Raw genomic sequence first — 17,093 nt, forward strand, 5'->3', positions numbered from 1 at the left:
AATTAAGAGTCTTAAGCGAAACGATTGGGGCAACATTCAACAAAAATTGAATGTGCTTACTTCCTCGGTTAGAAACTTGGCAAGTAAAATACGCTATTTAACGTAGTATACAGTTAAATAATACCTACTATACCCAACTATAGCCCGTATTTACCCATATCCAGGTTCATTGCGGTCATGGACACACCGGCGAGTTCGACCCACTCATCAATTTCGTAGCCTCCCGAACCGAGATTGTACTCCTCGAGCGCTTCGTCGTAACTAAAATGAGCATTACCCACCAGATCGGCATCATAGCCCACAACGGCTCCATAGACCTGCCCGGCACCGGAACTACCACCACCGTTCAAGGTAACCACTGCGTTGGGTGCATAGACCGCGGCGTAGAGGGAACCATTGCCGGAAATTTTGATTTCGTCATCACCCAGACCTTTGTCCACGCCGAATATCATGAGCTTCTCCGGCTTCTCGGTCTCATTCACGATACCATTACCCGCGATGTTGATGTCGTCATCCGTGTAAATTTCCAGACTGCCTGTTGGCTCGATGACGATGGAGGCCGTACCCGTAACATCGATATCTCCGGATATTTTAACACGGGTTGGCCCAGTAATGTAGACGGTATCACTACCGGAAAGTGACCAGTTTGAGACATCATAATTCCCCCCAAGGATAGTTCCTGACGAAGGTATCGATGTGAAGGGCAGGAACATGCCCGGCGCCTCGACATCCGGAAACTCCGCATAGTAGTCAGTTGTGATACGACTATTATCCACCTTTCCGGGGTTGTCGTAATCCGTAATGGATCCTTTAGGCCCCACATCCGGCATATTCTTACCTGTGGCAACGTAGCCATAGACGTCGGCATTACCGATATCAACGGAATCCACGTCCACAGACGTTGTCGCAATCGTGATCTCAGAGTTGATATTGCTGCCTCCGTAGGGCCCGTTGCGTGAATCATAGCTGTCGAATGTCACGTTGTTGCCCTTCAAGACAATCCCCCGCTTGGTGTTGAAACCGTTACTGAAAGGAAGAAAGCCCGAGGTCAGGTTCGCGTAGAGCTGCTTCTTGACGTCGCCAGCCACATGTCCTTTGGCCAGGCCTTCCGTGTAAATTTCCGGAGTCTGGGATTGAGGATCCAGTATCACGATTTTAATCTCGCCAGTAATATTTCCCCCCAGATCGTAGTCCGTGTATGCACGGGCCCAATACCTTCTGCCGGACCCGTCTATACCTTTCGTCCAGCCTGTACTGTTGCCCGACTGTATCGCATCAAGTGCCAGATCAATCCCCCCTTCAGCAAGGTTAAAACTGGCGTTGGAAAGAAAGGATCGCGTCGAAATCCTGTACTCACCTGAAGACAGATAGAGATAGCTGCCCATCAGGGTCATGACCAGAAACGAGAAAATAACCGAAGTCAGCATGGCAGACCCCCGACGACTGTCCATGGGTCGTCCGTAACGGCTTTGGATGATTCCTTTTTTCATAATATTGTCCTCCAAATTTTTATTCTGTGACCGGTCGATTACGCATCATAAAGCGAGCAGAGATGATGTAGTCCGTGGCTTCCGATCTGGAGATATTGCGTTGCATCTCCGCATCAATCTGTACGCTCTTGACTGATAACAGGATCGACTCCGTGCTGGCACTGAGTTTGTCGCCGAGCGGATCATAGTAGGAAAATGTAAACTGCTCCACCCCTTCGAGCAGCAGCTCATTGCTTACCTCGCTGCCTGAGCTGTCGACTTCAATTCGGAAAAACACTTTAGCATCTTTGTCGTAATCGTAGGTTACGCGGGAACCCCCATAAAAAGAAGTGTCCGGAAAAACGACTTCCAACGTACTCGAAGAAGCCTGAAGCACATCCTCAGCGGCGCGCATGTCCCGGGCAAAGTTTTCCAAGACGATACGGCTGTCTTTACTCATGTCGGTGTAAGCCCCGACACTTCTGGCCCCCACAGCAAAAGTGAGAAATGTCCCAACCATAGATGCGAGGACGATCCCCGAAATGGTCGTCGCAACGATGAGCTCTGTGATCGTGAAACCGGATGATGCCCTCGCTTGATGTCTGTTCATGCCACTTGTCATCATACTATATGGTTCGGTAGTAATAATCGTTCACCCCACCCTCGGTGAAAAAAGTGAGGTATTTCAATTCGACTGCTTTACCGCTGCGAGTGTTGTAAGAAACGACGACCTCAATCTTTTTCAATGTAGACGACACCGAGTTGATAACGCGTTTCACCGTATAAGCATCATAGGCCGAGGTGTCGAACTGCGGATTGATATCGACCTCCTCATTCATAGGCAGCTGTTTCAGTTCCTTCCAAGAGAGAGATCGTAAGCTCTCGACCTCGCTCTGCAAAATCTGCGAGACACGTGTATGGTGACGGGAATTGTCCACAATTTGGAAACCCATCCGCACACCGGCAACACCGCCTGCGATCACCATGGCGAATATACCTGCCGCCACGATGACCTCCGCCAGTGAGTATCCGCTCGTCTTAACACTGTTTGCTCTCATGATAGAAGAAGATTACCCAGGTGTAATTGGGGTATCAACCCTAAAATGCACCTAACGTATTAACCCACAAGTATTTACAGTATCTTTACAAAAGGTCGGTGCATTTTTAGGTATACCGGCCCGGGCGAGCTATTCTCAGAAATAAGAGCTTAAGTCTTTTCGGGTCGTTGCCGCAGTTTCCCCCGTCATTTCCAGCCAGCTGTCGATTGTGTAGCCGCCAGTATTACGGATTTCGTCCCTTAAGGCCTCATCGAAATGAAAAGAGCTGCCCCCGGTAATCGTCGCATAAAAACCGACGACGCCACCCATGACGGACCCATTGCTGCCACCGCCATCCAAAGAAACATTGGCGGAAGGCGCATAGACCGCTGATGCTAACTGGCCATTTCCGCTTATGCTGATCTCCTGCGAGGCGCTCACCGTGCCGTCGTCCGCAACCGTCTCAGGGGCCGTCCCGAAAACGTAGAAATCTGATGGAACGCCGTCAACATTGGCCACACCATTCCCTGCGATATTGACATCGTCTGCCGTGTAAATCGTCAGCGAGCCACCTGAATTGATCGTGATCCCCCCGTTGCCACTCACATTGATATCCGCATTCTCTCCGTTCATCACCAGAACCACATGTCCGTCGATGACAAGATCGTCCCCGTTACCGGACAGGCTGATATCCGAAACATCATAATAAGTCGGCGAAGATTCGGATGAAGATCCGGTGATGGTCGTTGCCGAATTGATTGTCGAATAGGTCGTATCATAACTTCCGGATGGATGCGGCTCACTGGGAAAGTCTGCATAAAAGTCACTCAAAACCCGGGAACTGTCATGCGAGTCGGAACCATAAGTCGTCACGACTCCATTTGGTCCCAGAGAAGCAAAGTTCCCGGGGCTCACGGTCACGTAGCCATAGACATCGGCATTACCTTGGTCGACCGCCGTCTCGCCAACCGTGTCAATCAGATCACTGGCCACAAAGATATCATCGTTTTTGTTTAATCCGAGATGGCCGTAGCCGCTGGGCTGGGGCCCGAGAATATCCATCAACTCCCCATACTCGCCGTACTTGGAGTTATAACTGTCCAAAGTCACATTATTGCCACTGAAGCGTATCCCGTTACGGGCCGAAAATCCTTTTTCAAACGGATAAAATCCGGTACTGACAGTCACTTTGACCTGCTTGGTCACATCCCCCGCGACATGGCCGTTCACGATACCTTCCGAATAAATGGTCGGTTGTGCGGACTTTGCATCCAGCATGACCACACGCACGTCCCCGGTAAATCCGCGGTCCACCAGAAAATCATCTTCGATCGTGGTCCAGGTCGAGGCATTGACTGAATTGTTCGTCAGCGCTTCGATTCCAATTTCCACCCCGGACTCCGCCAGGTTCAAACTGGACGAATAGAGTGTCGCACGAACCGCAGAAGAATATTCATATGTGGCCAGCTTTAAAAAGGTGACCGCAAGCGCCCCGATGACAAAAGAGAAAATAACCGAGGTGATCAGTGCGGAGCCCCGGCAACGGCTGGAGCGATGAAGATGTGATTCCAGTTGTGTATCTTTTTTCATGGTCGTCCGGGTTGGAGGCTTCGACTAATTATGGTTCCGCATCAGAAAACGTGCGGAAATGATGTAGTCTGTGGTTTTGGTGGTAATCACTCTTTTGAGAAGCTTGGCGTTAATCTGTACGCTCTTGGCCTCCGCCAGTATCGAGGCCGAGTCACTGACATCCACACTGAGGCGATTGTAATAGACAAATTTAAAGGTATCGACGTCTTCAAACAGGGTATCCTCGCTCAATAAAGCCCCGGAACTGTCGGTCTTTTTGCGGATTAAATTTTTGTCTGCGGGATCAAACTTATAATTAACGGTCGTCCCGCCCAGGTCTTCCGGCAAAAGCACCGTCAACTCGCTCGCCGAAGCCAGAGTCAGATCCTCGGCCGCGTGCAAGTCCCGGCCAAAGCGCTCCAAAGCCCCGCGGCTTTCGCCACTCATAATGGTGTAGTTGCCCAAACCCGTGATACTTTTTGTAAAGAAGACAAAAGTGGGAATCATGGATGCCAGCACGATGGCCAGAATCGACACCGCTACCATCGTCTCAGCCAAAGTGAAGGCGGCGCGAGTCGATCCCACTGATGAAGCTTCTTTACTGGATGTAGTCATAAAGACCGCCTTTCGTATACTGCGTCACGTAGGATTTCGAGTGGCTGGCTCCACTCAGATCTTCCCATTCGATGACCAGTGTAATCTTTCGTGAATTCCCAGACCCGGAAATACTGCGCTTCATGTTAAAAGAGTCATACGCCGCGTCACTGAATTCCGAGTCCAGGGCAACAGACTGGTCACTACCATCCAAGGCCGTAAAGTCGTTCCAGGCCAGAGACCGCAAACGCTCGATCTCACTCTGCATGACCTGCGAAGCCCGGGTTTCGCTGCGAGCATTATTGATCTGATTCAGCCCCATCCGCACACAGGCCAAACCACTGGCTACCACTGCAGCAAAGATAACCATGGCAATTAGTAGCTCTACTAAAGTAAAGCCTGTAGACCGAGCTGATGCTTTTGAATGCCCCACCTGAAAAGTAGATACCTGCAGACCCCGGTAGACAACTAAAAAAGCAGCCCATAGAGGCGTTAAAATACTCATTAGCAGTAATTTAACTTATTGCAGAGAGCCCGTATTTCACAAGGTAAACGCCCTATGACAAACAGGGTGAATCAGTACTGACGGATTGGTTTCTTCAGCAGGAGAAGGCGTGTAAAATAATTGTTATTTTTTAACAATATGCATGTAAAAAATTGCCAAGGCACGGTTATTTATATCTTGAATGCGATAGGTTTATGAAACGTAAACAACAGTCTGGTTTCTCCCTCGTGGAAACTGTTATTGGCGTAGGGGTGATGGCACTTGTGATTACGGGAGGCTTGATCGCTATAGGACAGGCCACCCTAATGTCCGAGAAAAGCTCTGAGCAAGTGCTGGCAGACTTTGTACTACGCAGCGAAGTTGAAGCGTTGCGTGCGGCGGACTGGGCGACTGTTTCCAGTCATTTCAGTACGGTCAGTTCTTACAACGACAGTAACCCCGGCGACAGCTATGCCTCTCTTCTCACTTTCACCGAGCAGGCATTATTGGACATGGGCCTGGAAGCTGAGGTGACCTCGGCCCAACTGAACGCAAACAACGAGACAGGGAAACTGGGATTCCGGGTATTGCTCAACTGGGAAGACCGGTCGGGCAAAAGTCACGCGGAGGCGCGCGTTCTGGTCATTACGGAAGGAGGCTTCAGTGCGGACACATAAGAATACATGCCGAACATCCCGCATCCGGGGTATGAGTCTCGTTGAACTGATGGTTTCGACCAGTGTATTTGGTTTTGTCGTCGCGGGATCGATAGCCTCGACGATGATGTTTGCCAAAATCGCCGCCGATCACGAGAACCGGGCCGACTTTTCATCAGATATGCGCAACGGCATGGAAACGCTCAGTTTTGATGTGCGCAATGCTGACGCGATTACCAACCGTACTGACACAAGCTTTACACTTACTTTTCCAACCTCAGGGCCGGTCAATTACACTTATGACAACATTGGCGTGATTACCCGGACGCAAGACGGGCAAAGCCGTGACGTGTTTCGCAGTGTTGACGAGTTTGATGTGTTGACCAGTGCAGCCGACGAACCCACCGGTGACGTTCTGAACTACGACAAGGACGAACTATCCATTGAAACCCTTAGTTTCAGTGCCGGTCGCGGTAGCTCGAATATGACCAGGCTAAAAGCGACCAACTTCTCACTTAGCATGCGTAATGATTGATAGCATGAATAGAGAACATACAGGCCCCGGCATAACGGGACAGGGAGGATCAGCTCTGTTAACGTCGGTTGTATTCAGCACGATCATACTTCTCGGGATTGCCGGAATCATGCCTATGCTTCTTAATGATTGGAAGCAAACTGCGCGCACCAGCCTACAGGAAGCGGCCTTTGCACTGGCAGAGAGCGCGGTGGATGAAGCGATCTGGGCCGTGCTTGAGTATGGGGACGAAGATAGTGACTGGACATCCGCCGGCTGGAGCGAAGGCGACAATGGTAATTTCTGGTATCGCGAATGGACACTGTCAGCACTGAGCCAGGAGGCTGGTGTGGTTCTCGACCTGGATGAAGGGCGTATCGGCAAGTATCGCGCGATCGTTCAGAAAGCGAATTCGTCCAGAATTACCATCGTCACCCAGGGCATTGTCTCAGGCGGAAAGGACGTTCAAGCCGGAACGGAGGTCGCCCGTTACATTGAAACTGAATTCCGCAAGCCCAACCCTGCCGCCTATGGCCTGATCGCACGGGACAACCTCAACTTCAACGGGCGGCCCTACTTTGACAGTTATGACTCGAGGGAGTTTCCCTACGTCTACTCTTTTCTGATTAACTCCGGCTCAGAGGTTACGGTTGGCTCGACCTCGACCGACAAAATTGCACTCGGTCTTGGAAACGCTACCATCCGTGGCGACTTGGCAACAGGTGCTATCGACGACGGTTCCGATCCAAGCGGCGGTGCCACAGTCACGGGTGACACCATTTGGGAATTTGAAATGGATTTCCCTGAAGTGGAAATTCCCGATACCACCGGCTGGAACGACACAGCCCCCTAACCTCCAATTCTTACATGAACCCAGGGTAAATCATGAAATTACCACAGAAAATCCTCATCGCCGCCATTTGTCTGTCCATGCCAATGACGCTTTCGACTTTTTCCAACCTCGAGGCAAAGAAGAAAGATAAAGGCAACGGAAATGGAAACTCCGGCGGCGGGAACTCTGGCGGTGGCAACTCCGGCGGTGGCCAAATCGGTGATGCTTCAGGGAATACTGTTACAAATTATCATCTGGATGAGTGGAACGTACGGGGCGACTATGAAATTGTCGGACCTACCGTCATGGTAATCGACGGCGATTTGGATATCGGCAATAATACCATTACCATTACCTCGACGGGTAGTTTGGAGCTCTACGTCGGCGGGAATATCAACGCCACCGGCAGAGGTTCCATCAACAACACTGGCGTGCCCTCTCAACTGGTGGTACTCGGCACTCACCCCGAAAAACAGGCTACGGATAGTCCGGACTATTCCTGGACACTGAGCGGCAATGGTTCACTGACCGGCGTCGTCTATGCACCCAATGCCGAGTATCGTACAAATGGTGGTGGTAATGCGGGCCAAACCTCCGGTTCCGTTGTTGCGCTCGACATCCGATTCAACGGCTCGCCGGGGCCTTTTCATTTTGATGAAGCATTAAAGGATTTGGATCTCGGACTGGGCGATTACTCGCTCAGCACTTACGAGCTAAAAGCAAACGGTGATTCTGCTGCCTCGGAAAAAGGAGAAATTGTTTTCGGCTCCAGCGACTACAAGTCACTTTTCGAGCAGCTTTTTTAGCGGGCGTGACATCTAATAAGTTTGCGCTCCTCCGCATGCTTACGAAACCTTCGGCCGTATGAGTCCGAAGAAACTAATTTCATGGAATGTCAATGGTCTCAGGGCCGCCATCAAGAAAGGCTTTGATAACTTCCTGGACAATTGCGCTGCCGATGTCGTCTGCCTACAGGAAACAAAAATATCGGGTGACCTGATCAGCGGTTTTCAATTCAACGGCTATCCGCATGTTTTTTGGAACTGCGCGGAGAAAAAGGGCTACTCCGGGACCGCCATCCTGAGCCAAGTCGAACCTATCTCGGTCCATAACGGCCTGGGCATCGACAAGCATGACAGCGAGGGCCGTGTGATTACAGCCGAGTTCACCGATTACTATCTCGTGACGGTGTATACCCCGAATGCTCAAAACCACGACGAGAATAAGCGTCCACGCCGACTGGACTACAGGACACGGGAATGGGACGTCGACTTTTTGAATTACGTGAAAGACTTGGAAAAAACCAAGCCGGTCGTCTTTTGTGGCGATTTGAATGTGGCCCATACGGAAATCGATCTGGCCAACCCGAAAAACAATCGCAGGAACGCCGGCTTCACTGACGAGGAGCGGGCCGGATTCGATAATATTCTGGGCGCCGGATTCATCGACAGCTTCCGCCACCTCAACCCCGACAAAACGGAAGCCTACTCATGGTGGTCCTACCGTGCGGGCGCGCGGAAACGGAACGTGGGCTGGCGGATCGACTACTTCTGCGTCTCCGATGCGCTCAAGACCAAGGTCGAATCGGCAGACATTCATGCCGATGTCCATGGATCGGATCATTGCCCGGTCAGCTTGTGTTTGTCACTTTAATGGTATGTTCAGCCAAAACCCAGACGATTGCGTCCGAAAACTGGGCGAAAACGAACTGATTGAAAGGATCCGCGCCTGGCTTGGACCGGTCGCTCCCCCCGCCCCTTACGGCATGGGCGATGACTGTGCGGTCCTTCCGGCCGTGACGACCTCCCGGCAGCAGATTATAACCACGGACAGTCTGACATTTGGCCAACATTTTGATGCAAGCGCCCATGCACACGATGCTGGGGCTAAACTGATGAACCGCAACATCAGTGATATTGCCGCCATGGGGGGCACACCCGGGCCCGCCCTTTTGAACCTGCTCTTCGGGCCAGACCTGTCACTCCTCTGGCTGGAGCAATTCATCGCCGGCATACGCCAGTGCTGCGAAAAATTCGGAGTGACGGTAGTGGGTGGCGACATCAGCCAACTCCCACCCGGTCAGTTTACCGCTTCGGTCACCCTTACCGGACTCACGGACAGCCCTCCCGCGCTGCGGTCCACGGCCGAGATCGGGGATACCATCTACGTAACCGGCACGCTGGGTGGCAGTATTCTACACAAACACCTACATTTTGAACCCAGAATAAAGGAGGGACAATGGCTGGCAGCTCACGAGGCCTGCACTGCTATGATGGATTTGACGGATGGCCTGGGTAAGGACCTGGCCGCACTCCTTCCTGAAGGAAGTTCTGCCGCTATCAACCTGCAGAACCTTCCCCTGTCGCACGATGCCCGTGAATGTGCACGGAAAGATAGTCATTCCCCGCAAATGCATGCCTTCTGCGATGGTGAAGACTACGAACTGCTGTTTACGGTGGCACGTGGTACTCAATCGGAAATCTTCGAAAAGCAATGGCAGACCAGATTTCCGGAGCTGAAAGTCAGCTGCATCGGCCGGATCGTGAATGCACATCCGGCGGGGCGCTACATCGACATAGAAAGCTCTGAAGCACTGCCCTGGCAGTCGGGATTTGAGCATTTTAAACAAACATGAGTATTACCGAGCAATTATCTCAAGGCGTTGAAACCGAGACCGCCGACGAAACCGAGGCAATGGCCGGTGAGCTAGCTCTGGTAATACCACAGGATACGGTTCTCGCTTTGCACGGGGACTTGGGCGCCGGAAAGACCACATTCATTCGCGGACTGGCACGCGCGTGGGAGATTAACGAACCGGTAACGAGTCCGACATTTAATCTCTACACAATCTATGAAGGAAGCCGCCAACTCATCCACCTAGATGCCTACAGGCTGGGTTCGGCCGATGACTTGGACGCACTCATGATCCATGACTTCATGCACAGCCCATGGTGCTTTGCCATCGAGTGGCCCGAACGCATCAGCGGCGCTGTTCCAGACGATGCCTGGCACCTGTTTCTCGGGATCACGGACGCAGGCAAACATCAAATCCGCCTTGAGAAATAATTAGCTGACAAGCCGTCATAGCGCACGAAGCTTTATCCCTGATGCACGATCCGCGTAGCGTCCTTGCGAGAGCAAGGTCGATCAATCGATGCGAGCGATCATCGACGGCACTTCGCCTACGCTCAACGAGGCTTCCGTCTTCACCGGGTTACGCCGACAAGACGGCGTGACATGTATTGTGCCATCGCGACAAGCGAGCCTACCGAGGCAGACCTTTCTGAATTCGATATACTACCATTTCGAAGCTTATTAGATCTTTTAAAAAAAGGAAAATGTGGGAGGGCCCGGCTCCGTCCGGGCCGCGATAGTGCAATCAGTATCGCTTCTGCCGGCACAGTCCAGACGGCCTGCGCCGCCGTAGCTTTGTGCTGGCGTAAGCTGGACCCTGCCGTTGATCAGATCAAAATTTTGCCGAAACGATATAAAGTTCTTACCAGCGATCCGGGGATGCCCTATCCCCAGACCGTAAGGCTTTTTTCGCCCGGGCGAATACCGCCTTCGCCTGATCGGGTCCGACTTCCGGACCGAACCTCAGTTCCTGTAGTTCGATAAGTACGTCAGGCTTAAAATCCTCACCGTGTTTTTCCTCCAGGCGCTTAAGGTAGCGACTGGCCTGCCGGCGCACAGGATCGAGTGCTTTGGGCCTCCTTAACAATCGAAAAATCAGGCCCATAAATGCGTAGCGGGCCCGCCAAACCAAAACGAGAAACAGGACGAAGAAAGCCGCGACCAGTCCTCGCATCAAATTACCTACGCTGAAGGGTTGCGATATCCAAGCCTTGAACTCGGCGACGGCAGCCTTGGCCCGCGCACTGAACTCTTCGGCAAAAGCTTTAAACATGTCCTTCAGCGACATGGCCATCTCAACCTGGTCCTTCTGCTCGAAGTTAACAATCCTCCGATACCACTGAATACGCAGGCTATCGATCCATGCGCTCCAACCGGTTTCAAATTGCATATTCCCGGAGTTCACCGCCTCCGGATCGCTCGAACCGGTACCGGGCGTGGGGTCAACCCGCAGCCACTCCTTTGCAGCCTGGTCGTAGATCTCGACCCAGGCATGAGCATCGCGGTTACGTATGACAAAGTAGTCCTCGACCGAGTTCCAGGAACCACCAACGAAACCGATCACCAAACGCGCCGGATAACCGGCGTCCCGTGCCAAAAGTACGAAGGCACTGGCAAAAAGCTCACAATGCCCCCGACTGCCCTCCCGGAGCCAGTTAATGACCGGGTCAGTGGCATCATCTGCATTTGGGAAAAGTACCTGACCATCCGGACGCAGCGAGTATTCGAAATTACCTCTCAGAAATTCCGTTAATTCCTGGCTGTATTCCGAGGCCGAGAGGTCCCGCCCCTGAACCACTCCGCCATTGATCTCCGAAAGGCTGGCCCTTTCTTCCGGCCTCAAAGCCAGTTCGAAAGTAGTGAGCGGATAGTGCGCCGAATCCAGTCTAGTGCTCGGCCGGGCATCCTCCAAACCCTGCCATTCACGCCGCCCGGTTTGAAAGCGTGTATTGAACTGCATATCCTCGATTTGATAGGAAAAGACACTCTGTGATACGGAATCGAGGCAGTAAACGTGCGGTTCCCGCAAAAGCTCAATCTCCTGCGGGAGCTGAAAGCGCAGCACTGCATAGTCCCCGGGCACCGGCAAATAGCGACTGATCCCGCCTTCCATGTAAAATGTCCACTCCTCGCCCCGCCGCAGGCGGGGGGGCAAGCCTTCGCCTGGTAGTTCACGCCTAGTCATCGGTTCACGGAACTTATAGCTGTTCAGGCTACCCGACATTTGAAAACGCCCGTCCAAATAACGATCAAGCACCAGCATCCGCCAGTAGGGCTGCGTATCGAGTGCATCCACAGAGGGCAGATCGATCCGAATGGCCACAGCATTATCATTTTGCACGGCGCTGACATCACCCAGCGCAACCTCCTCACTGAACCCTGTCATGGCCTGCGTCTCGACCTGTAGGAACGGGATCGCCTGATCGAGATTGAAGCGCGGCGTGAGGATGAAAAGCAAGGTCGAAACCAGGACTACAAACCCGAACATAGCCGACCCCAGTGCGAGAACCCGCCAATCGAGCACCTGCCAGACCCGTTGTAGAAGCCGGGGCCAGCTGAAGTGAGTCCAGGATGTCTCGTATTTCTCAGTTTGCTCCCCCCGGTCCAGCAGACAAACAACAAAGAGCAGCGCCATCGCCATGGGAGTAAAAAGTAGAATTTGAAATGCAAACAACAGGGAAACTGTCATCACGCCCGACATTATAAGACAGAACAGGCACAGTAGGATAAGCTGAAGGTCCTCGCGCTGATAGCGGGGCGCAAAATTCCGATAAAGTAGAAGCAGGACCACCATACGAACCAGAGATGGAATAAACTCTGGGATGTTTAGGAGAAAATCCGCAATGATCACGACGAGCAGGAGCGGCGCCGTCAGCCGCCAGGTGAAGGGCGGGATGTGACTCACCCAGGCTGGGCGAATCAAAGAAAACGAGACCGCAAGCAGGCCCGCAGCGATGAGCCATGAGGATTGCACATCAAGAGATAGCAGCGACCAGAAAGAAAGCATGGTCAACAGGCCTCCCATCAGGTGTTTAACCTCGTGCAATTCCTCAGTCGTCAGCTTGGCCGACCTGTAAGTCATCGACATAAATCGCAATTCCGCCCTCCCCCTGCGGTCTGAATGTGATCCGATTCTTAGGCCCGTTTTCATAGCCGCCCGCACCGGGGGCCGACATGGGGCTCAGCACCGCCAAGCGGTCAAAAAAACCATGTAAATCCCGCATGCTGCGTACCAAGGTCCGCTCCTCCCCGGCCACACAAACCGAGTCGAGGCGGCCGGCATGAAAGAGATCGTCGGACAGCGAACAGACCACTGAGCAGAGCCGCTCGAATTGCTCGCCCGACCACAAATTGCCATCGGGATCAACTACCAGGTGAAAGCCGCCCTCACCTTCCTGGGCAACTTGCCGGACCATCAGTTTATTGACCCGCGCCGTCGCTTTCCAGTGAATCAGCCGCGGCGGATCTCCGGGCACATATTCCCGTATATTTAAGAGGTCACTGCCCAGGCCGGAGGCCCGACGTGAAACACCGGAAAGATACCTTCGTCCCTTGGCCTCGGGACTAAAATGATAATCCACCCTGGCAGGCCATACCAGCACGCTGTGTTCCTGGGTTTCGCCAAAGGATTTATCGAGAAAACCGAAGGGGAACTTTGAACCCACTCCGTGGAGATTAATCTGACAGGGGCCGCGCCGAAGCGGCTTGAAGGTCCATTCCAGACGGGTCGTAGCGCCAGCTGGCAAGGCGCTCGGCATGTACAGGCTGGTATCTTTGGTATTTTCCGAACTCCCAACGCGAAAGCAGATACTCATTGAGGGAAAAACGCTCTTCAGGTTTTCCAATTCGATTTCGGCCGCGCCGACTTCGCCCACCTGAAGATGCGCCGGTGCCTTCAGGTTCCATTTCAGTTTTTTGAAATTTATCAGAGAAAGTATACCGCTCAGGACAAGACTGCTCAACATGAGCGATAATGTCATGAAAAGAATATTACTTGCGGTGTTGTAAGCGGCCGAACCGATCCCCATCGCGACAAAGATCAGCATCCACCCGGTCAGCGTGAGCTTGGTCCTCTGAAATCTGAGCGGGATGATCTGACGAATAAACAGCGGGATGAAGCGCCGCTCCGTTTGACGCCCCTCCTCAAAAAAATCCGGATCCGTCCAATCGTTCCAACTACGGAATTCGGCTTGTTTGCTCGTCGTCAAAATCTCAAACGGGGTCCGGCGTCTTTTCCAGCAACTGAGTCAGCAACCCTTCAATTGAGCGCCGCTCCTCCAACGGGTCCGACATGGGCTTACGCAGCGCAAGGCGGTGCCCGAAAACCGGAAGCAACATTTCACTGACATCTTCCGGCAGCACAAAAGCACGCCCGTTGGCCAGGGCGCGCGCCTGAGCGGCGGCTTTTAATGAGAGCGTGCCCCGGGGGCTCACCCCCGAGCGGAAGCTTTCTTCGGCACGGGTGGCAGAGGCCAGACGGACAATATACTCATAAACCGTGTCTTCCACGTAAACATCTCGTACAAAACCCTGAAGCTCAACCACCTCCTGGCGCGAGACAACCGGTTCGGCCTCCTGCTGATCGTAGTGCAGATGGCCTCCCTTGAGAATCTGCATTTCATATTCAAACTCAGGATATCCCATTTCCATTCGCATCAGGAAACGGTCCATCTGGCTTTCAGGCAGGGGGAAAGTCCCCTCATAATCAACGGGATTCTGCGTGGCTATCACGAGAAAGGGAGGCGGCATGGTGTAGGTCTGGCCGTCCACCGAAATCTTCGCGCGGCCCATAACTTCCAACAAGCTGGACTGGGTCTTCGGCGTCGTCCGGTTGATCTCGTCCGCCAGTACGATGTTGGCAAAAATCGGCCCCTTTTTGAAGCTGAACTCCTTCGTGCGTTCATCGTAGATCGAGACCCCGATTATATCGGAAGGCAGCATATCGCTGGTAAACTGAATCCGCGAAAAGCTGCAGTCGATCGACTTCGCGAGACAGTATGCGAGCGTGGTTTTGCCCAGACCCGGCAGATCCTCCACCAGGACGTGCCCCCCCGCCAGCAGGCAAATAATCGTCTTATCCACCGCATCGGTTTTCCCCCGAATCGTGCGTTCGATGTTTTGACGCAGGCGGTCGACGGTCTCAAGCGCCCGGGGGGCGGGAATGACGTTGGTATTAGACATGGTTTAAAAAATGAATCGTAATGCTTAAAAGCGCAACCAGAAGCAGTGCTTTGCAAAGTTTTAACAAGGGCTTCACAGGTCCAATCGTGTTTGAACATTACTGCGGAAAACCCTCGACAGAATAGTTGAGCAAAAACTTAATACCCCAGTCCCCAAGGATGTAAAAACACTGCCATGAAGACCGCTTACATAATCGAAGACGAGGAAATCCTGCGGAATCTACTCTCTACTTTTTTTGCCACGACTTTTCCTGATATTGAACTGCTCGGCATGACCGGCGACGGAGGCGAAGGTATCGAGCAGTGCCTGGAACTGGCTCCGGACCTAGTCATCGTCGATATTCAACTCCCCGAAGTCAATGGCCTGGAGATTCTCCACCTGCTCAAACGCAAGTATCCCAAGATCAAAATTCTTATTTTCACCGGTAAAACCTCGCATCAAACTGTTAAGATCGCGGTCAATGGAAATGCCGACGGTTTTATCAACAAGATTTCCGGTCTGGAAGAACTGGAAAAGGCGATCCGCGCCGTCGAGAAGGACGAACAGTTTTTCAGCCCCGAGATTTACGACGAGGTGGTTCGTATTCGTAAAGAGGGGCCCAAACGTTCACGCCCGCCTTTTTGATTCGCCGGCGTCAACGGCACTATTCAGGAAATTATCTGTCTTTACAGCAGATCCATATTAAATTTCGCACATAATCATGCAGACAAGACTTCAACGAAATCGTAAACAACAAGCTGGTTTCAGTTTGATTGAAATCCTTATCGTCATCGCGCTCATCGCCATTCTGGTGACGGTGACCATTGGCAATCTGGATAATATTTTCGGTGGCCAGCAGGAAAAAGTGGCTGGCATCTTTGTTAGCCAGACAGCCAAAATCGGATTTCAAGCTTACAAACTGGATGTCGGAAATTATCCCAGCACGGAAGAGGGAATTTCCGCACTCGTCAAAGCGCCTGCCGGAAAAGACAGCCGCTGGAAAGGCCCCTACCTTGAAGAAGTGCCCCTGGACCCCTGGGGTAACGCCTACCAATACCGCTTCCCCGGTTCCAAAAACATAAACGGCGCCAGAGGTTATGACATCTGGTCACTTGGGCCGGATGGCGTGGAAAGCGCCGATGACATTGGCAACTGGAAATAGCCGCCCCGGCACGGCCCGCAGCGGTTTTACCCTGATCGAAATCCTGCTGGTCATAGCTCTGATTGCAGTCGCAGTCAGTGTTGTTTTGGTGAATTTTACCGCCTTCGCCGACCGTGGCGAGAGTACATCGCCCGAGGAGGTACTGACCGCAGCGATTCGCAAGGCACGCTTTATCGCGGCAGCCGAACGAATCACCACCAAGCTGAGCTACGACAGTGAGAATGGAAGCCTCCGTATCGACCCGGGTGCGGAACAGTTCCCGATCAATTCGGATTTCGGGCCGGACGGTCGCGGTGAAATTCGCTTTTTTCTGATTCCCTCCGCCCAGGGCTTGAGCCCGTTTCCGGACCCCGATCGTTCCACTCTGGAGACAGCTGCGGTGGCTTTCGCACCGGATCGTAGCTCAAGCCCGTTTCTCGCCGAGATCGACAGCGGGCGCGGCTCGCCCGCCCGGCTCCGATTCGATCCTTTCTCCAGTGTCATTCGCACGGAAGAATGAAAAAAAACACACCAGGACACAGTCGCATTGACTCCGCCTTCACGCTGGTCGAGGTGCTGATCGCACTGACGATTTTTGCCATGGCCGGCACTTATTTGATGTCGACATTTGCCAGCTCACTGACCGCGAGAGAACGCAGTGTCAGTGACGACCTGCTTCACGAGGATATACGAGCGGTACGCATGCAGCTTCTACTTGAGCCTAATCTGGAGGATGCGGAGGATGGCGGCGAATACCCCACCCTTAATCATGGTGAAGCCTCCTGGCGGGCAAAAATCGAACCGACCGAAATTATCGACTTATTTACGGTCGAACTCTCCATCGAATTTTCCGAACCGCCCGAAGACGGGCCGAGGGGGCACACGGAAAAGCTGTATCTTTTACGCCCCACATGGTCGGAAGGGGATGAGAGATCCGACCTTCTTGAAGACAAGCGCCAGGAGCTTGAGCGCAGTCGTGACTTCGACCGGTTTTAATGATGTG

Annotated in this window: 20 protein-coding genes; 11 read left to right on the forward strand and 9 right to left on the reverse strand. The window is 52.7% G+C overall.

Features of this window, described 5'->3' with window-relative positions:
* Window positions 1-137 precede the first annotated feature (137 nt).
* From DDZ13_RS04805 to DDZ13_RS04830, 6 genes are all read right to left on the reverse strand, one after another.
* Entirely contained in the window at window positions 138-1,490 is a 1,353-nt protein-coding gene (locus DDZ13_RS04805) for a DUF7305 domain-containing protein (protein ID WP_146209238.1), read from the reverse strand.
* A gap of 19 nt (window positions 1,491-1,509) precedes the next feature.
* On the reverse strand, window positions 1,510-2,079 hold the full coding sequence (locus DDZ13_RS04810; RefSeq protein ID WP_158279790.1) for a type II secretion system protein: 570 nt from the start codon (window positions 2,077-2,079) through the stop codon (window positions 1,510-1,512).
* A gap of 16 nt (window positions 2,080-2,095) precedes the next feature.
* Window positions 2,096-2,527 (reverse strand): type IV pilus modification PilV family protein, encoded by a 432-nt coding sequence (locus DDZ13_RS04815; RefSeq protein WP_110130308.1) that lies wholly within the window; start codon window positions 2,525-2,527, stop codon window positions 2,096-2,098.
* 135 nt (window positions 2,528-2,662) lie between these two features.
* Complete coding sequence (locus DDZ13_RS04820; protein WP_110130309.1) at window positions 2,663-4,096, reverse strand: DUF7305 domain-containing protein; 1,434 nt, start codon at window positions 4,094-4,096, stop codon at window positions 2,663-2,665.
* 24 nt (window positions 4,097-4,120) lie between these two features.
* On the reverse strand, window positions 4,121-4,690 hold the full coding sequence (locus tag DDZ13_RS04825; protein WP_110130310.1) for a PulJ/GspJ family protein: 570 nt from the start codon (window positions 4,688-4,690) through the stop codon (window positions 4,121-4,123).
* Window positions 4,674-5,174, reverse strand: a complete 501-nt coding sequence (locus DDZ13_RS04830) for a type IV pilus modification PilV family protein (protein ID WP_110130311.1) — start codon at window positions 5,172-5,174, stop codon at window positions 4,674-4,676. Before DDZ13_RS04830 ends, DDZ13_RS04825 begins: the two co-directional genes overlap by 17 nt.
* Window positions 5,175-5,368: 194 nt before the next feature.
* Between DDZ13_RS04830 and DDZ13_RS04835 the strand changes: the two genes are divergently transcribed.
* The 7 genes from DDZ13_RS04835 to tsaE all read left to right on the forward strand — a co-directional run bounded on the left by DDZ13_RS04835 (window position 5,369) and on the right by tsaE (window position 10,221).
* Window positions 5,369-5,830 carry a type IV pilus modification PilV family protein gene (locus DDZ13_RS04835; RefSeq protein WP_110130312.1) on the forward strand — a complete coding sequence of 154 codons (462 nt, stop codon included), beginning with the start codon at window positions 5,369-5,371 and terminating at the stop codon, window positions 5,828-5,830.
* Complete coding sequence (locus tag DDZ13_RS04840; RefSeq protein WP_269845162.1) at window positions 5,817-6,344, forward strand: PilW family protein; 528 nt, start codon at window positions 5,817-5,819, stop codon at window positions 6,342-6,344. The genes DDZ13_RS04835 and DDZ13_RS04840 overlap by 14 nt, the downstream gene beginning before the upstream one ends.
* Before the next feature lie 115 nt (window positions 6,345-6,459).
* On the forward strand, window positions 6,460-7,176 hold the full coding sequence (locus DDZ13_RS04845; protein WP_110130314.1) for a hypothetical protein: 717 nt from the start codon (window positions 6,460-6,462) through the stop codon (window positions 7,174-7,176).
* A 32-nt stretch (window positions 7,177-7,208) separates the two neighbouring features.
* Window positions 7,209-7,961, forward strand: coding sequence for a DUF7305 domain-containing protein (locus tag DDZ13_RS04850; RefSeq protein ID WP_110130315.1), 753 nt, complete (start codon window positions 7,209-7,211; stop codon window positions 7,959-7,961).
* A 58-nt stretch (window positions 7,962-8,019) separates the two neighbouring features.
* Complete coding sequence (locus DDZ13_RS04855) at window positions 8,020-8,808, forward strand: exodeoxyribonuclease III (protein ID WP_110130316.1); 789 nt, start codon at window positions 8,020-8,022, stop codon at window positions 8,806-8,808.
* A 4-nt stretch (window positions 8,809-8,812) separates the two neighbouring features.
* Complete coding sequence (locus tag DDZ13_RS04860; RefSeq protein ID WP_158279791.1) at window positions 8,813-9,790, forward strand: thiamine-phosphate kinase; 978 nt, start codon at window positions 8,813-8,815, stop codon at window positions 9,788-9,790.
* Window positions 9,787-10,221, forward strand: coding sequence for a tRNA (adenosine(37)-N6)-threonylcarbamoyltransferase complex ATPase subunit type 1 TsaE (tsaE, locus tag DDZ13_RS04865; RefSeq protein ID WP_110130318.1), 435 nt, complete (start codon window positions 9,787-9,789; stop codon window positions 10,219-10,221). The genes DDZ13_RS04860 and tsaE overlap by 4 nt, the downstream gene beginning before the upstream one ends.
* 430 nt (window positions 10,222-10,651) lie before the next feature.
* Here the strand turns inward: tsaE and DDZ13_RS04870 are convergent, their stop codons facing one another.
* From DDZ13_RS04870 to DDZ13_RS04880, 3 genes are read right to left on the reverse strand one after another with little or no spacing between them, the layout of a single operon-like run.
* A complete protein-coding gene (locus DDZ13_RS04870; RefSeq protein WP_158279792.1) occupies window positions 10,652-12,871 on the reverse strand; it encodes a transglutaminase TgpA family protein in 2,220 nt (739 codons plus the stop codon).
* Complete coding sequence (locus tag DDZ13_RS04875; RefSeq protein ID WP_110130320.1) at window positions 12,840-13,997, reverse strand: DUF58 domain-containing protein; 1,158 nt, start codon at window positions 13,995-13,997, stop codon at window positions 12,840-12,842. The genes DDZ13_RS04870 and DDZ13_RS04875 overlap by 32 nt, the downstream gene beginning before the upstream one ends.
* 4 nt (window positions 13,998-14,001) lie before the next feature.
* Complete coding sequence (locus DDZ13_RS04880; RefSeq protein WP_110130321.1) at window positions 14,002-14,970, reverse strand: AAA family ATPase; 969 nt, start codon at window positions 14,968-14,970, stop codon at window positions 14,002-14,004.
* Between the two features lie 174 nt (window positions 14,971-15,144).
* On the opposite strand from DDZ13_RS04880, the gene DDZ13_RS04885 reads away from it, so the two are divergent.
* From DDZ13_RS04885 to DDZ13_RS04900, 4 genes are all read left to right on the forward strand, one after another.
* Window positions 15,145-15,594 (forward strand): response regulator, encoded by a 450-nt coding sequence (locus DDZ13_RS04885; RefSeq protein ID WP_110130322.1) that lies wholly within the window; start codon window positions 15,145-15,147, stop codon window positions 15,592-15,594.
* Window positions 15,595-15,670: 76 nt separating this feature from the next.
* A complete protein-coding gene (gspG, locus tag DDZ13_RS04890) occupies window positions 15,671-16,111 on the forward strand; it encodes a type II secretion system major pseudopilin GspG (protein ID WP_110130323.1) in 441 nt (146 codons plus the stop codon).
* Window positions 16,089-16,610 (forward strand): pilus assembly FimT family protein, encoded by a 522-nt coding sequence (locus DDZ13_RS04895; protein WP_158279793.1) that lies wholly within the window; start codon window positions 16,089-16,091, stop codon window positions 16,608-16,610. Before gspG ends, DDZ13_RS04895 begins: the two co-directional genes overlap by 23 nt.
* Window positions 16,607-17,086 carry a PulJ/GspJ family protein gene (locus tag DDZ13_RS04900; protein WP_110130325.1) on the forward strand — a complete coding sequence of 160 codons (480 nt, stop codon included), beginning with the start codon at window positions 16,607-16,609 and terminating at the stop codon, window positions 17,084-17,086. The genes DDZ13_RS04895 and DDZ13_RS04900 overlap by 4 nt, the downstream gene beginning before the upstream one ends.
* The last annotated feature ends 7 nt before the right edge of the window (window positions 17,087-17,093 follow it).

The organism is Coraliomargarita sinensis, assembly GCF_003185655.1.
Taxonomy (GTDB): Bacteria; Verrucomicrobiota; Verrucomicrobiia; order Opitutales; family Coraliomargaritaceae; genus Coraliomargarita_B; species Coraliomargarita_B sinensis.

What these genes read in the sequence shown, in the direction of transcription:
- DDZ13_RS04805 (WP_146209238.1), bottom strand. Translation starts at nt 1,490, where the DNA reads ATGAAAAAAGGAATCATCCAAAGCCGTTACGGACGACCCATGGACAGT.
- DDZ13_RS04810 (WP_158279790.1), bottom strand. Translation starts at nt 2,079, where the DNA reads ATGAACAGACATCAAGCGAGGGCATCATCCGGTTTCACGATCACAGAG.
- DDZ13_RS04815 (WP_110130308.1), bottom strand. Translation starts at nt 2,527, where the DNA reads ATGAGAGCAAACAGTGTTAAGACGAGCGGATACTCACTGGCGGAGGTC.
- DDZ13_RS04820 (WP_110130309.1), bottom strand. Translation starts at nt 4,096, where the DNA reads ATGAAAAAAGATACACAACTGGAATCACATCTTCATCGCTCCAGCCGT.
- DDZ13_RS04825 (WP_110130310.1), bottom strand. Translation starts at nt 4,690, where the DNA reads ATGACTACATCCAGTAAAGAAGCTTCATCAGTGGGATCGACTCGCGCC.
- DDZ13_RS04830 (WP_110130311.1), bottom strand. Translation starts at nt 5,174, where the DNA reads ATGAGTATTTTAACGCCTCTATGGGCTGCTTTTTTAGTTGTCTACCGG.
- DDZ13_RS04835 (WP_110130312.1), top strand. Translation starts at nt 5,369, where the DNA reads ATGAAACGTAAACAACAGTCTGGTTTCTCCCTCGTGGAAACTGTTATT.
- DDZ13_RS04845 (WP_110130314.1), top strand. Translation starts at nt 6,460, where the DNA reads ATGCTTCTTAATGATTGGAAGCAAACTGCGCGCACCAGCCTACAGGAA.
- DDZ13_RS04850 (WP_110130315.1), top strand. Translation starts at nt 7,209, where the DNA reads ATGAAATTACCACAGAAAATCCTCATCGCCGCCATTTGTCTGTCCATG.
- DDZ13_RS04855 (WP_110130316.1), top strand. Translation starts at nt 8,020, where the DNA reads ATGAGTCCGAAGAAACTAATTTCATGGAATGTCAATGGTCTCAGGGCC.
- DDZ13_RS04860 (WP_158279791.1), top strand. Translation starts at nt 8,813, where the DNA reads ATGTTCAGCCAAAACCCAGACGATTGCGTCCGAAAACTGGGCGAAAAC.
- tsaE (WP_110130318.1), top strand. Translation starts at nt 9,787, where the DNA reads ATGAGTATTACCGAGCAATTATCTCAAGGCGTTGAAACCGAGACCGCC.
- DDZ13_RS04870 (WP_158279792.1), bottom strand. Translation starts at nt 12,871, where the DNA reads ATGACTTACAGGTCGGCCAAGCTGACGACTGAGGAATTGCACGAGGTT.
- DDZ13_RS04880 (WP_110130321.1), bottom strand. Translation starts at nt 14,970, where the DNA reads ATGTCTAATACCAACGTCATTCCCGCCCCCCGGGCGCTTGAGACCGTC.
- DDZ13_RS04885 (WP_110130322.1), top strand. Translation starts at nt 15,145, where the DNA reads ATGAAGACCGCTTACATAATCGAAGACGAGGAAATCCTGCGGAATCTA.
- gspG (WP_110130323.1), top strand. Translation starts at nt 15,671, where the DNA reads ATGCAGACAAGACTTCAACGAAATCGTAAACAACAAGCTGGTTTCAGT.
- DDZ13_RS04895 (WP_158279793.1), top strand. Translation starts at nt 16,089, where the DNA reads ATGACATTGGCAACTGGAAATAGCCGCCCCGGCACGGCCCGCAGCGGT.
- DDZ13_RS04900 (WP_110130325.1), top strand. Translation starts at nt 16,607, where the DNA reads ATGAAAAAAAACACACCAGGACACAGTCGCATTGACTCCGCCTTCACG.